Here is a 13,231-nt window from a genome sequence, read left to right on the forward strand (position 1 = left end):
GACGACCGTCCGAAATCGCCGCCGCGGCTGATCTGGCCCGGCTCCTCGTCGCCGTACTCGGACGCGCCGCCGCCGCCGCGGCTGTCCAGGATCGTCAGCTCGCCGCGGAAGCGCTGCAGCACCACCTCGGTGGTGTACTTCTCCTGGCCGCTCTGGTCGGTCCACTTGCGCGTCTGCAGCTGGCCCTCGACATACACCTTCGAGCCCTTCTTCAGGTACTGCTCCGCCACCCGGGCCAGGTTCTCGTTGAAGATCACCACCGAGTGCCACTCGGTCTTCTCCTTGCGCTCGCCCGTGCCCTTGTCCTTCCAGGTCTCGGACGTGGCGATCCGCAGGTTCACCACCGGCTCCCCGTTCGACAGACGCCGCACCTCAGGGTCACGCCCCAGATTCCCTACCAGGATCACCTTGTTCACACTGCCCGCCATGACGGCTTACTCCTGTTCACGTAAGGCTTGGTTAGGGGCCGGAGGGGTCCGGGCACAAGCCACGGGAGCCGTTCTGCACAGATCTGTCCCCAGTTTAGATATGGCCGAGCTCGCCCCACCGGGCGCAAGAGGAATCATGTCTCCTGAACTCGGGGGGCCACGCCGCTCCAACCAGAAGACTGCATCATGTCCGCAGCCTTTCGGTTCATTTCCGATCTGGCCGCTCAAACCACCATGAAATCGGCGGCGCTCATCTTCAGGTTCTTGGCCAGGACCGCGATCTTCACCTGGGCGGCAGAGCCCGTCCCGTCCGCATCATAATACAGGGCACCTGTACCCTTGTCGTAGATGATACGGTCGGCCGCATCTTGCGCCGCCTTACCGATGACAAAGCCGTTCTTGCTCAGCTTGGCGGGCGCGGCGAGCGATCCCTTCTTGCCCAATCCCTTGAACACCCCGTTCTCCAGCCAGATCGTGTCGTCCTTCACGTTGAAGTCCGTTACCTTATCCAGGTTCGTCTTGGCGTTCGCTTTCGTGTCGAACACGAACACGTCCCGACCTGCCCCACCCGACAGGGTGTCGTTGCCCACCCCGCCCCACAAGGTATCGTTGCCGTCCGCCGTCGAGAGCTTGTCCTTGCCCGCATTGCCCTGGATCAGGTTGCCAAAGGCGTCGCCGGTCAGGACATCGTTGCCTGCGCCGCCCGCGAGCGTGTCGGCGAGCGCGGCATCCCGGGTCATCTGACCGGCGCCGAGGTCGATCTTGTAGGGCACCATCCAGGTCTGCGCCCCTTCCGTCACGGTGGCCACAGCCGCTTTGGTGCCCGTAGCCGCATAGGTATGGCTCAAAGCCACCTGCCCGCCTGCCGGGGTCACCGCTTCGATGGACCCGTCTCCCCACGCCATCCGAACGGACGAGGCAGAACCGACATTGAGCGACAGCTTCACGGCGCGTCCATCCAGCACGGCCTGGCGCTGGGAGAATGCCGTCATGTCCACGAGGAACACGTCAGTTGCTGCGTTGGTATCGCCCGGCACGAAACCCTCGCGCTCACTGTCGAAAAGAACTTTCTGCCCGTCTGGCGATATCGAGACAGCTTGCGCTATCCCGGGAGTAATTTGTGTTCCGTCGGCCACAGCGGAGATCCGGATCAACTCTCCTGTGTTCATGTCCTTCCAGAACAGATGAGAGCCCCGGGACACGCCGTCAGGAAAAGAGCTTGCTCCACGGCTGGCGAAAGCGACGTAGCGGCCATCGGCGCTGATATCCGCCGCGTAGAATTGCTGAGCATTCACGGACGTGCCGTTCTGAGCGGTCGAAACGATTTCGACCCGTCGAGTCGACAATTCCATTCGGAACAACTCTAAATTCGCGGAGGTGTCGCCTTGCACCAGGTTGCTCGCATTGCTCGAGAACAGCAGAAACTTGCCGTCGGCACTGAATTTGTACGCTCCTACACCGGTTCCGTTTTGAGGGCTCCCGTCCCATCCCTTCACCAAGCATTCGAAACTCTGCCTCTCTCGATCCCAGAGGTACAAATTAGACGAACTGCTTCCTCCGCCCGGCGCCAAGGCAGCCATACTTGAGAAAACAACGAAACGACCGTCCGGACTGATCTCCGCCCCCGATCCTCCGACGGCTTCCTGGCCTTGCATCGAGAGGCAGATCAACGACCCGTCCTTGAAATCTTTCAGGAACACGTCGGCTGCGTTGTTGTTGTCGGTCGGCGCCAAATTTCCAGCAGTCGTTTCGAATACCACGAAGCGACCGTCACTACTGACCGAGGCGCTATCGCTCTGTTGGTCGGGCTGCCGACCATCGGCCGTCACGGATACGCGGTCGATTGCGCCCGTGATGAGGTTCTTTCGAAAGATATCCGGAAAAAGATCGGTGGTGTCGCCTGGAACCAAACCCTTGGAATAGCTGCTGAACACGACATACAAGCCATTCGCAGACAGTTGCCCGTTACGAACTGAATCCAGGATCTCAAGGTTGTTTCCGTCCGTGGAAATAAGCCTCATCGTTCCCGTTGTGAGGTCCTTGACGAAAAGGTCGCCATTGCCGTTGTCGGTGTCTCCGGCAGCGAAATTGCTCGCCCAACTGGTGAAGATTACGGAACGGCCATCTGAACTGAAGGAAGCAGCTTCACTGGCTTCAAAGCCCATGGAGGATGCCCCTTGAGACCCATCCGGTGCTACCGACACCCGCTGGATGATGTCAAAACCGTCGAGGCGGTGGAACGATTGCAGCGTCAGGGTCGGCATGTCAGATCCAGATCAGATTGTAATAATATTTTGTTATAGATAAGCTCCCTGAACGCGGCAACAGAGAATTCGGACTTTCCGATTGGCCGTGTATGCCCTTTGGTCCGACCTTCGCCCATAGAGTAGACCGTGGATTTCACGCGCCCTGCCAAGAAGCCATGTTTTCGCGGCCAGTTCCTCGATTTGAAGCCGCGCACCGGCCTATCGCCCGCCCGCGCCAAGCGAGAGACATTTCTGCACAGGCGGCGCCCGGTAAGGGATCCCGCCCGACCGTTTCCTTGGGAGGTCCTAGCGAGCGAGCGCCTTCCGGACGAGGATCAGGGCTTCGTCGCAGCCCGCCTTGTCACCGGAGGCATCGGCCGCCCTTGCGCGTGCCAAAGCCGCCAAAGCCGCTTCTTCCGGCTTTCCTTCGCCGAGCTTCTGCTCAGCGGCCGCGATGGAGGCCGGCGTCGGCTCCCGATGAAGCTGAGCGGCAATGGATTCGGAGCCTGCGGGTCCCGCTCCGGCCACCGCAGCGATCCTGGCATCGACCTGCGCCTGAAGCCTGTCGATGTCCGGCGTGCATGGGCCCGCATGGCTCGCTTGGATCATGAGGGCCAGGAACGCACCACCGAGCAGGATAAGCCGATGAACCATGACCCGCACTCCCGTAGATCATGCAAGCTGAGATTTCATTATGCTAACCCAAAAACACGGCTTTATCTCGGCTTTAATTCGTGCATCGAGCGCCCAACCGCTTTGTTTTCCGTGCGGCAGCACCGACCGGAAGGCAAGTCTCGACTGCGCAATTGCCGGTTGTCATTAATGTTATTCTATGTCACTAGGCCTTCGGAATGGAGGAATAAATGACCACTTATCGCATTACGACCAAAAGAAAGGTCTTCAAGGGAACTGCCGCGGACGATTCCCTCTTCGGATCGAAGTTCAAGGACATTTTCGACGGCCGCGCCGGCGACGATTTCATCTCCGGCGACGATGGAGATGACGATCTGACCGGCGGCGATGGCAACGACACCTTTTATGGCGGCGTCGGTTCGGACAAGGCACTGGGCGGCCTGGGCAAGGACTTTCTCGATGGCGGCCTGGGCAACGATAGGCTCTATGGCGGCGACGGCAGGGATTCTCTCTTTGGCGGCGACGGTAATGATAGCCTCTATGGCGACGCGGGTCAGGACAGTCTCTACGGCGACGACGGCAACGACAAGATCTTCGGGGGCGAGGGTGACGATTACCTATCCGGGGGCAAAGGCAACGACCGACTCGATGGCGGCAAGGACGATGATCAGCTCTACGGTGGGGAAGGCAGTGACTATCTGTCCGGTGGGGCTGGCGACGACATCGTCGATGGGCGCGATCCTGTGCCTCCCCTTGTGAACGGAGTTCGGGCACCAAAGAGCGGAGACAGACTCCTGGGCGGCGACGGCAATGATACGGTCAGGGTCGACGACGGGGACAACGCCCTGGGCGGCAAGGGCGTGGATACGCTCGATGTCCTGATCTATGACAACTCGTCCTATAAGACCTATTTGCTCGATCTCTCGAAGGTCACCGGCAAGAAAGCTGCCGATATTGGCTATCTCGGTATCAAGGCAGGGCAGTTCGAAAAGGTCAGTGCTTCCGTCTATGGTATGGATGCCGGAAGCGTCATCACGGGCTCAAAGGGCAACGATTCGCTCTATGGCTCTGGCAAGTCCGGCGTGATTAACGGCGGAGCGGGTGACGATAAAATTACAGCATACGCTGACAATCCCGACAACCCGGCTAATGGGATCGTCGTCAATGGCGGCGCGGGCGACGACAAGCTGGGCGGTGGCGGTAACGTCACTCTAGTCGGCGGCGCGGGGGACGATCAGTTCATTCTGTCGCCAAATTCGGAATGCACGATCGCGGACTTTTCGGGCAAGGATTACTTCCTCGTCCAGGCCAGTACATTCCGATACTACGATTACGATCTGGACAAGGAGATCGTCCCGACCTTCGACAGAACGAACCCTCTCGTTCTCGGAACCGACCCTAAGCCTACCACGACCCTGGCGCAGTTCCTCTACGACACGGATGACGGCAAGCTCTACTACGACGCCGACGGGATCGGCACGAAGTTCGAACTTCAGCATGTGGTGACCCTGGCCAACAAGGTTACCCTCAAGGCTGCGGATTTCGTCTTCGTGCTCTGAGACCGGTTCTTGAGTCACCTGAAGGCCCGCCACCGGCGGGCCTTTTCTTTTGCCGAAGCAGCCGCCACGGCTCCGCTTGCCCGTCGTACCCTCTTTGTTCTAAGATCCGCGCCTGGAATCATCCGCCGCATTGCGCCGGCGGGCGGGGCACCACATATCCGGGGGCCGGCGGACTCACGCCGGAACTCCCACTTCAAGGCTTTGCGGGCAATGGCTAAACTCGACGAATTGTTCAACCGCGCCAAGGCGGGCGACCCGGATGCGCGCGTGATCTCCGTGCGCGGGGCGCGGGAGCACAACCTCAAGAACGTCGACCTCATGGTCCCGCGGGACAAGTTCGTCGTGTTCACGGGATTGTCCGGCTCCGGCAAGTCGTCGCTGGCCTTCGACACGATCTATGCCGAGGGGCAGCGGCGCTATGTGGAGTCGCTCTCGGCCTATGCCCGCCAGTTCCTGGAGATGATGCAGAAGCCGGACGTGGACCAGATCGACGGTCTCTCTCCCGCCATCTCCATCGAGCAGAAGACCACCTCCAAGAACCCGCGTTCGACGGTCGGCACGGTCACCGAGATCTACGACTACATGCGCCTGCTCTGGGCGCGCGTCGGCATCCCCTATTCGCCAGCCACGGGCCTGCCCATCGAAAGCCAGACCGTGTCCCAGATGGTGGACCGGGTGCTGGAGCTGCCGGAGAAGACCCGCCTCTACCTGCTGGCTCCCGTAGTGCGCGGCCGCAAGGGCGAGTACCGCAAGGAGATCGCCGAGTTCCAGAAGAAGGGTTTCCAGCGTCTGAAGATCGACGGCGAATACTACGCCATCGACGAGGCTCCTGCCCTCGACAAGAAGTTCAAGCACGACATCGACGTGGTGGTGGACCGCATCGTGGTGCGGGCCGACATCGCCGCGCGCCTGGCGGAATCCTTCGAGACGGCGCTCGAACTGACGGACGGCATCGCGGTCATCGAATATGCCGACGAGAAGGACGAGAAGGGCAAGGCGAAGCACATCGTCTTCTCGTCCAAGTTCGCCTGTCCGGTGTCGGGCTTCACGATCCCCGAGATCGAGCCGCGCCTGTTCTCGTTCAACAATCCCTTCGGCGCCTGCCCCACCTGCGGCGGCATCGGCCATGAGATGCGCATCGACGAGGCCCTCGTGGTGGACGAGACGCTCTCCCTGAAGCGCGGCGCCATCATGCCGTGGGCGAAGTCGACCTCGCCCTATTACGGCCAGACGCTCGAGGCGATCACCAAGCATTACAAGGCTTCCATGACGAAGCCCTGGTCCGAGCTGTCGGAGGAGGTGCGCAGCGCGATCCTTTACGGCTCCGATGGGGTCGCGATCCGCATGGCCTACGACGACGGGCTGCGCGCCTACGAGGTGAGAAAGCCCTTCGAGGGCGTGATCCCGAACCTGGAGCGCCGCTACAAGGAGACCGAGAGCGACTGGGCGCGCGAGGAGATCGGCCGCTTCATGAGCGAGACGCCCTGCGAGGCCTGCGGCGGCAAGCGCCTGAAGCCCGAAGCGCTCGCGGTGAAGATCGCCGGCTCCGACATCGGCGATGCGACTGCGCTTTCCGTGAAGGACGCTCATGAGTGGTTCGGCGGTCTGTCCAAGAAGCTCAACAAGAAGCAGAACGACATCGCCGGCCGCATTCTCAAGGAGATCCGCGACCGCCTCACCTTCCTGGTCGACGTGGGCCTGGAATACCTGACGCTTGCCCGCTCCTCCGGCACCCTGTCGGGCGGTGAGAGCCAGCGCATTCGCCTCGCCAGCCAGATCGGCTCCGGCCTGACGGGCGTCCTCTACGTGCTCGACGAGCCGTCCATCGGCCTGCACCAGCGCGACAACGAACGCCTGCTCGGCACGCTCAAGCGCCTGCGCGACCTCGGCAACACCGTGATCGTCGTGGAGCATGACGAGGATGCGATCCTCCAGGCCGATTATGTGTTCGACATCGGCCCCGGCGCCGGCATCCACGGCGGCAAGATCGTCGCCGAGGGCACGCCGGACGAGATCATGGCGAATCCGAAATCGCTGACCGGCAAGTATCTCACGGGCGAGATGTCCGTGAAGGTGCCGGCCAAGCGCCGCAAGCCCGACCCGAAGCGCAAGATCAAGCTCGTGGGCGCTAAGGGCAACAACTTGAAGAACGTGACGGCGGAGATCCCGCTCGGCACCTTCACCTGCATCACAGGCGTGTCCGGCGGCGGCAAGTCCACGCTCGTCATCGACACGCTCTACAAGGCGGTGGCGCGCAAGCTCAACGGCGCATTGGAGCACCCTGCCCCGCATGACCGCATCGAGGGCCTGGAGCATCTCGACAAGGTCATCGACATCGACCAGTCGCCCATCGGCCGCACGCCGCGTTCGAACCCGGCCACCTATGTCGGCGCCTTCACGCCGATCCGCGAGTGGTTCGCGGGCCTGCCCGAGGCGAAGGCGCGCGGCTATCAGGCCGGGCGCTTCTCCTTCAACGTGAAGGGCGGACGCTGCGAAGCCTGCTCCGGCGACGGCGTGATCAAGATCGAGATGCACTTCCTGCCCGACGTCTACGTCACCTGCGACGTGTGCAAGGGCAAGCGCTACGACCGCGAGACGCTGGAGGTGAAGTACCGCGAGAAGTCCATCGCCGACGTGCTCGACATGACGGTCGAGGAAGCGCGCGACCTGTTCAAGGCCGTGCCGTCGATCCGCGAGAAGATGCAGACGCTCGCCCGCGTCGGCCTCGACTACGTGCATGTGGGCCAGCAGGCCACCACGCTGTCCGGCGGCGAAGCCCAGCGCGTGAAGCTCTCAAAGGAACTCTCCAAGCGCGCTACCGGCCGCACGCTCTACATCCTCGACGAGCCCACCACGGGCCTTCATTTCCATGACGTGGCGAAGCTGCTCGAAGTGCTGCACGAGCTGGTCGATCAGGGCAACACGGTCGTGGTGATCGAGCACAATCTCGAAGTCATCAAGACCGCCGACTGGGTCATCGACATGGGGCCCGAAGGCGGCAACGGCGGCGGGCAGATCGTGGCGCAGGGCACCCCGGAGGAAATCGCCGAATCCGAGGCGAGCCACACCGGCCGCTTCCTCAAGGAAGTGCTGGAGCGCAGGCCTCTGAAGAAAGAGGCGGCCGCGAAGGAGACCGCCAAGAAGGCACCGGCGAAGAAGGACAAGAAGGTGACGCGTCAGGCGGCGGAATAAGTCTGCCGCGTTCGCTACAGCATCGGATGGATCCCAAAAGTGGATCTACTTTTCGCTGACGCGGCCCTTTAGGTCCGTACGATGCTCTAACGCGATTCCAGGCGCTCCAAAACCTCGTCCGCCAGTCGTCTCGTCAGCTCTCCGGCGGGGAGCTCGCGGCTCAGGGGTGCCGCCTGTCCCGACCAGAGGGACATGAAATCTCCCGAACCGAGAGGCTCGGATTTCTGACGCAGGGGAGCGAGCGCGCCGCCGGCGAGCGGAAATTCCGGCGCCAGCTCGGAGATCGGTCCGACCTCGCGCATGATACGGTTGACGATGCCTCGCGCCGGGCGTCCGGTAAAGACATTCGTCAGCGCCGTCCTCTCAGCGTCGGCGCCTTTCAGTGCCTGCCTGTGAACCGGAGAAATCGTGGCTTCCGGGGTGAACAGGTAGGCCGTTCCGAGTTGCACCGCCGATGCTCCCAAGGCGAGGGCCGCGACGATGCCCCGCGCATCCGCGATGCCGCCCGCGGCAATGACGGGGACCTTCACCGCATCGACCACCTGCGGCACCAGCGCCATGGTGCCGACCTGGGTCGAGAGATCATCCGTCAGAAAGATGCCGCGATGGCCGCCGGCTTCGAAGCCCTGCGCGATGATGGCATCGCATCCCTCGGCTTCCAGCCAGCGCGCCTCATCGACCGTTGTCGCTGAAGAGAGGACTTTGGCGCCGGTGTCCTTCACGCGCTTCAGCAGGGTCCGTTGCGGCAGGCCGAAATGGAAGCTCACGACCTCCGGCCTGAACTCCTCGACCAGACTCAAATAGGCCTCGTCGAAGGGAGCCCGGGTCGAGGGCGGGGTCGTCATCTCCGGATCGAGCCCGAATTCCAGATAGTAATCCCTGAGACGGTGCTTCCATCCTGCCTCCCGCTCGGCGTCGACGACCGGAGCGCGATGGCAGAAGAAATTGACGTTGATGGGCTTCCCGGTCCGCTGACGGATCCTGGACAATTCCTCCCTGGCCTTGTCCTGGCTCAGCAGAGCACAGGGCAGAGACCCCAGCCCTCCGGCTTCCGATACCGCGATGACCATGTCGGACAGGTTGGCCCCGGCCATGGGAGCCTGGATGATCGGAAGATCGATGCCGAAGAGTTCAAGAACGCGCCGATCATTCCACATAGCGGCCGCCTTTCGGTTTGCGAGGGAGCGAGGCTAAAGCATCGCCGACCCGTCGAGAACACACTTTCGGCATCGACCGGATATCCTCCGCTGGCCGACGCGTCGCCGGGCGTGTCCCGAAGGCCCGGCGACGCGCTAGGACGGCGTGAGTTCATCCTCCAACACCATCTGATAGGGCGCCGTGTCGATGGCGGCCGGGCCGGCATAGGGGTGGCTCAGGGCCAGGATGAAGTAGAGCGCCAATCCTGTATAGGCTCCGTAGACGGACAGGATGGCGATGTGCGCGAGGTTGGCCGGGAAGATGAGGAAGAACCCGACGATGATGGCGAAGCCGGTCAGCGCCATCCACCAGAACAGGCTCGGGAGGCCGCGATGGGCCAGCGAGAGCCGCGACTTCCGGTGGTCCTGAAGCTCATCCATGTTCATGATCAGCCGGCCTCGGAGGGATTGCTGCTGGGGTGTGTCGGCCTTCAGGTTGAGGATACCCATGTCGAGTTCATTGTAGGCCTGCCTCGCCTCCCTGCTGCCTCTCGGATGAGCGGCGGCATGCCACTCGTTCTGCAGAACCGCCGTCACATAGGCGGCGAGCTGGCCGCGGAGCACATCCTTCTCGGATCCGTTCCACTGGTTCAATTCCAGCACGATATGTTCGATCGTGGTGATCTCTTTCGAGACCTCCTGCTGCAGGTTCGTATGTGTGGACTGCGCGTCTGCGAAGACCAGCGCCAGGATGAGGCTGTGGACCGTGCCGATGCGAACGGCGACTGTATCGGCCACGTCCCGGGTCTTCGTGGGGAGCTCGTCGCTCAGCAGCCGACGCAGCACGATGAAAGGGAGAGCCGAGGCTGCAATCGCGAGCAGCATCGCGAGGAGTGCCCCCAACCAGGCCGGAATCTGCAGAATGGCCGCCATGCTCGCTCCTGGCCCCTGGGCGCCGCCCTTCGGCACCGTTGCGAGGCTGCACAAGAGAGCATGGCACGGCACCCAGTACCATAGGTTTTCCGGTTAGAGCCGCCTGGGAAAAGTTGGATCCGCGGTCTTAGCGGTCCGGCGCAATACCCCCTTTTGGGACCCTTGCCCGCCATGATTATCGGCATCATCATCGCGCTTTGACCTTGGAGGAGACGATGGGCTCCACCGATGCAGCCTTTGCCGGCTCGATTCCTGCTCTCTACGAGCAATATCTCGGCCCCCTGATGTTCGAACCCTTCGCCGAGGACATGGCCGCTCGTCTGCGGGACATCGCGCAGGGCCGCATTCTGGAGACGGCGGCCGGAACGGGGATCGTGACCCGGGCACTCGTCAGGGCGCTTCCGCCCGGTGTCGAGATCGTCGCGACCGATCTCAATCAGGCCATGCTGGATCTCGCGGCCGAACGGTTGCGGGCGCCCAACGTGAAATGGCAGCAGGCCGATGCACAGAGACTCCCGTTCGAGGACGCCTCCTTCGACGCGATCGTCTGCCAGTTCGGCGTCATGTTCTTTCCCGACAAACAGTCCGCCTACCGCGAGGCGTTGCGTCTGCTCAAGCCCGGCGGCCGCCTCGTGTTCAACGTCTGGAATTCGCTGGATCACAACGAGGTCAGCCGCATCGTCTCCGACGCGGCCGGGAAACTTTTTCCCGATGACCCGCCCCGGTTCGTCGAGCGTGTACCGTTCGGCTATTTCGACCCGGATCGGGTCCGCGGAGAGGTGCAGCAGGCGGGTTTCGAGAACGTCGACGTGGAGGTGGTCGAGAAGGTCACCCAAGCCCCCTCGCCGCGCGAGCCGGCAATCGGACTTTGTCAGGGCAGCCCGCTTCGCTCCGAACTCGAGGCGAGAACTCCGGGGCGGCTCGACGATATTACCGCCAAAGTGACTGAAGCACTCGCGGCCCGCTTCGGCACGGGCGCTTTCGAGAACCGCATGAGCGCTCTTGTGGTGACCGCTTGGCGTTAGCGCATCGTGCGGACCCAGCGGGCCGCGCTAGCGAAAAGTGGACCCGGTATTCGCTGACGCGGCCCTCCGGGTCCGCGCCCAACGATGCGCCAGACTAAAGAATAAGCATCGGATGGATCCCAAAAGTGGAATCCACTTTTGGGTACGATGCTGTAGCCTGTGATGCCTTTTGTTCTCGAGAGAAAAGGCGCGCCCGATCGTGGCGCGCCTTTTCTTGTTGTGAGACGCCCCTCAACGGGAGGACATGCGGCTCATCAGGTTGCACAGCGCCTGCATGTCGGAATCGAACGCTCCAGGAGAAGCGGAGACCGTTGCGCAGCTCCGACGCAGCTTCATGCGCTCGTCCTCGTTCATGTTGCGAAGCTCGGCCCTGAGACGATCCATCTGGACGGGACTGCTCGGCCGCCCCGGATTGATGCTGCCGGTCGTGGGCGGATTGCGTACGCTGCCGGTTCCCGTCGAGCCGGGATTGGCGAGGCCGCCCATGCTACCCGTGCCGCCAGGCCCACCGATCCCTCCGGTGTTCCCCGTCCCGCCGGTGCCGCCTCCCGGTCCGCCGCTGCCGGTCCCACCACCAATTCCAATGCCGACGCCCACATCGACGCCATTGGAGCCGCCGATCCCGGCGCCAGCGCCAGCGCTGATCCCTCCGGATCCACCGACACTCGCACCAAGGCCGGCTGTGACCCCACTGGACCCGCCGATGCTTGCGCTGCTGCCTGCACTCACGCCGGAAGAGCCGCCCACATTGGCGCCCAGGCCCGCGTCGACGCCATTCGCCCCTCCGACATTCGCGCCGAGGCCGGCCGAAACGCCGCTCGTACCGCCGATATTCGCACCCGCACCGGCCGAGATGCCGGTCGAGCCACCTACGTTCGCACCCGCACCGGCCGAGACACCGCTCGCTCCGCCAATATTCGCACCGCCTCCGGCAGTGATGCCGTTCGAGCCGCCGACACTCGCGCCGAGGCCCGCGGAGATTCCACTGTCGCCTCCAATGTTCACGCCGAGTCCGGCACCAACGCCATCCGAACGTCCACCACGGTCGCGGGCGTGAGCCGGCTGCCAAGTCAAAGAAGTAATCAGAAGAACTGCCACGCTACAAACCGAAGCCCCGCGACCGAGGCGCAACAACCGCTCACGCGAATCCATGTTTCTACTCCCTAGGAGCTACCCCTTTTGGAGCTCTCGCGTGAAAAGACTCGCTTCTGAGGAAATTAGTTCCAAAACTTTGAATAAATGTCGAAAGTATTACTTCCCCGCTGAGTATTTACGATACAACGTGTAATATCATTTATTTAAAATACAGTATATCGTTTTCGGCGGTTGCTTGTGCGGTGCGAAAAAACAATCATTGCTGTGGAGGTGAGCGATGCATCGCGTCTTCGGCTGCGGTGCAGCATTTGCGCATCGTGCGGACTCAGAGAGCCGCACGATTGCGCTAGTGGGTCGTCTGCCGTCGGGTCTGGCATTCTGCTGGTGCCTGTGATTTCGGCTGGGGCAGCGGTTGGCTGGTACAGGCTCCGGAACCGCCAACGCGATGGATCTGCTCCGTCGCGCAGCGCCGGCGCCGCTGCCGGCGCTTGCCGTTCCAGACAAACGGTGTCGGCTGCGCATTCCAGCAGCGTGCCGTCTGCTCGAACCAGATCCCGATCTCGTCGGAACTCTGCGGATGCTGTCCCGCGAGCGCCCGCCGTTTGAGCACGCGCTGGATCGACTCCGCCATGTTGAGCCAGCTGCCGGCGACCGGCGTGTACAGCGGCATGACGCCATGCGCACACAGCCACAGCACCAGTTCAGGAGTCTTGTGGCCGGTAAGATTGTCCCACACCAACAGCAGCCGCAGCGGCGGCACCTCCTCCGGCAAGGTGAAGCACCGGCTCAGCCCGGCCTGCCAGGCCTCCCACGCCGCGTGCGTGAGAGCGGGATCGGCGACAGCTGGGGCGGGCAACTCCGCCAGGATCGCGCTGAGACGCTCGCGCAGCCAGGGATGCAGCACCGCATTCGTACAGTGCTCGGCCGGCTGCAGGCGCACCTGGCCCGAGGCGGGATGGAACAGGGTCAGGATCTTGGTCGTGC

Annotated in this window: 10 protein-coding genes; 3 read left to right on the forward strand and 7 right to left on the reverse strand. The window is 62.7% G+C overall.

Annotated features, from left to right (window positions below; genetic code table 11):
- The 3 genes from ssb to DDF70_RS32180 all read right to left on the reverse strand — a co-directional run.
- The coding region (gene ssb, locus DDF70_RS32170) for a single-stranded DNA-binding protein (RefSeq protein WP_114947955.1) at positions 1–428 on the reverse strand (428 nt) is incomplete at its 3' end.
- 224 nt (positions 429–652) lie between these two features.
- Positions 653–2,692, reverse strand: a complete 2,040-nt coding sequence (locus DDF70_RS32175; RefSeq protein WP_114948695.1) for a PD40 domain-containing protein — start codon at positions 2,690–2,692, stop codon at positions 653–655.
- Positions 2,693–2,980: 288 nt separating this feature from the next.
- The gene (locus DDF70_RS32180; RefSeq protein WP_114948696.1) at positions 2,981–3,328 is read right to left on the reverse strand and encodes a hypothetical protein; all 348 of its coding nucleotides are present in this window, start codon (positions 3,326–3,328) and stop codon (positions 2,981–2,983) included.
- Positions 3,329–3,537: 209 nt separating this feature from the next.
- Between DDF70_RS32180 and DDF70_RS32185 the strand changes: the two genes are divergently transcribed.
- Positions 3,538–4,866: a calcium-binding protein gene (locus DDF70_RS32185; RefSeq protein ID WP_114948697.1), complete on the forward strand. Its 1,329-nt coding sequence runs from the start codon at positions 3,538–3,540 to the stop codon at positions 4,864–4,866.
- Positions 4,867–5,076: 210 nt separating this feature from the next.
- Positions 5,077–8,058, forward strand: a complete 2,982-nt coding sequence (gene uvrA, locus DDF70_RS32190) for an excinuclease ABC subunit UvrA (RefSeq protein WP_114948698.1) — start codon at positions 5,077–5,079, stop codon at positions 8,056–8,058.
- An 86-nt stretch (positions 8,059–8,144) separates the two neighbouring features.
- Here the strand turns inward: uvrA and DDF70_RS32195 are convergent, their stop codons facing one another.
- Both DDF70_RS32195 and DDF70_RS32200 read right to left on the reverse strand, forming a co-directional pair.
- Positions 8,145–9,215, reverse strand: a complete 1,071-nt coding sequence (locus DDF70_RS32195) for an NAD(P)H-dependent flavin oxidoreductase (RefSeq protein ID WP_114948699.1) — start codon at positions 9,213–9,215, stop codon at positions 8,145–8,147.
- Between the two features lie 135 nt (positions 9,216–9,350).
- Complete coding sequence (locus tag DDF70_RS32200) at positions 9,351–10,127, reverse strand: bestrophin-like domain (protein ID WP_114948700.1); 777 nt, start codon at positions 10,125–10,127, stop codon at positions 9,351–9,353.
- Between the two features lie 215 nt (positions 10,128–10,342).
- On the opposite strand from DDF70_RS32200, the gene DDF70_RS32205 reads away from it, so the two are divergent.
- Complete coding sequence (locus DDF70_RS32205; RefSeq protein WP_114948701.1) at positions 10,343–11,152, forward strand: class I SAM-dependent methyltransferase; 810 nt, start codon at positions 10,343–10,345, stop codon at positions 11,150–11,152.
- A 231-nt stretch (positions 11,153–11,383) separates the two neighbouring features.
- Here DDF70_RS32205 and DDF70_RS32210 read toward each other — a convergent pair whose 3' ends face one another.
- The gene (locus DDF70_RS32210) at positions 11,384–12,250 is read right to left on the reverse strand and encodes a hypothetical protein (RefSeq protein WP_245435738.1); all 867 of its coding nucleotides are present in this window, start codon (positions 12,248–12,250) and stop codon (positions 11,384–11,386) included.
- 343 nt (positions 12,251–12,593) lie between these two features.
- A partial coding sequence (locus tag DDF70_RS32215) for a transposase (protein ID WP_205772555.1) occupies positions 12,594–13,231 on the reverse strand: 638 nt, incomplete at its 5' end.

The organism is Microvirga calopogonii (genome assembly GCF_003347665.1).
Lineage (GTDB): Bacteria > Pseudomonadota > Alphaproteobacteria > Rhizobiales > Beijerinckiaceae > Microvirga > Microvirga calopogonii.

Excerpts from the sequence above, each read along its gene's own strand:
- DDF70_RS32175 (WP_114948695.1), bottom strand. The coding sequence starts at position 2,692 with ATGCCGACCCTGACGCTGCAATCGTTCCACCGCCTCGACGGTTTTGAC.
- DDF70_RS32180 (WP_114948696.1), bottom strand. The coding sequence starts at position 3,328 with ATGGTTCATCGGCTTATCCTGCTCGGTGGTGCGTTCCTGGCCCTCATG.
- DDF70_RS32185 (WP_114948697.1), top strand. The coding sequence starts at position 3,538 with ATGACCACTTATCGCATTACGACCAAAAGAAAGGTCTTCAAGGGAACT.
- uvrA (WP_114948698.1), top strand. The coding sequence starts at position 5,077 with ATGGCTAAACTCGACGAATTGTTCAACCGCGCCAAGGCGGGCGACCCG.
- DDF70_RS32195 (WP_114948699.1), bottom strand. The coding sequence starts at position 9,215 with ATGTGGAATGATCGGCGCGTTCTTGAACTCTTCGGCATCGATCTTCCG.
- DDF70_RS32200 (WP_114948700.1), bottom strand. The coding sequence starts at position 10,127 with ATGGCGGCCATTCTGCAGATTCCGGCCTGGTTGGGGGCACTCCTCGCG.
- DDF70_RS32205 (WP_114948701.1), top strand. The coding sequence starts at position 10,343 with ATGGGCTCCACCGATGCAGCCTTTGCCGGCTCGATTCCTGCTCTCTAC.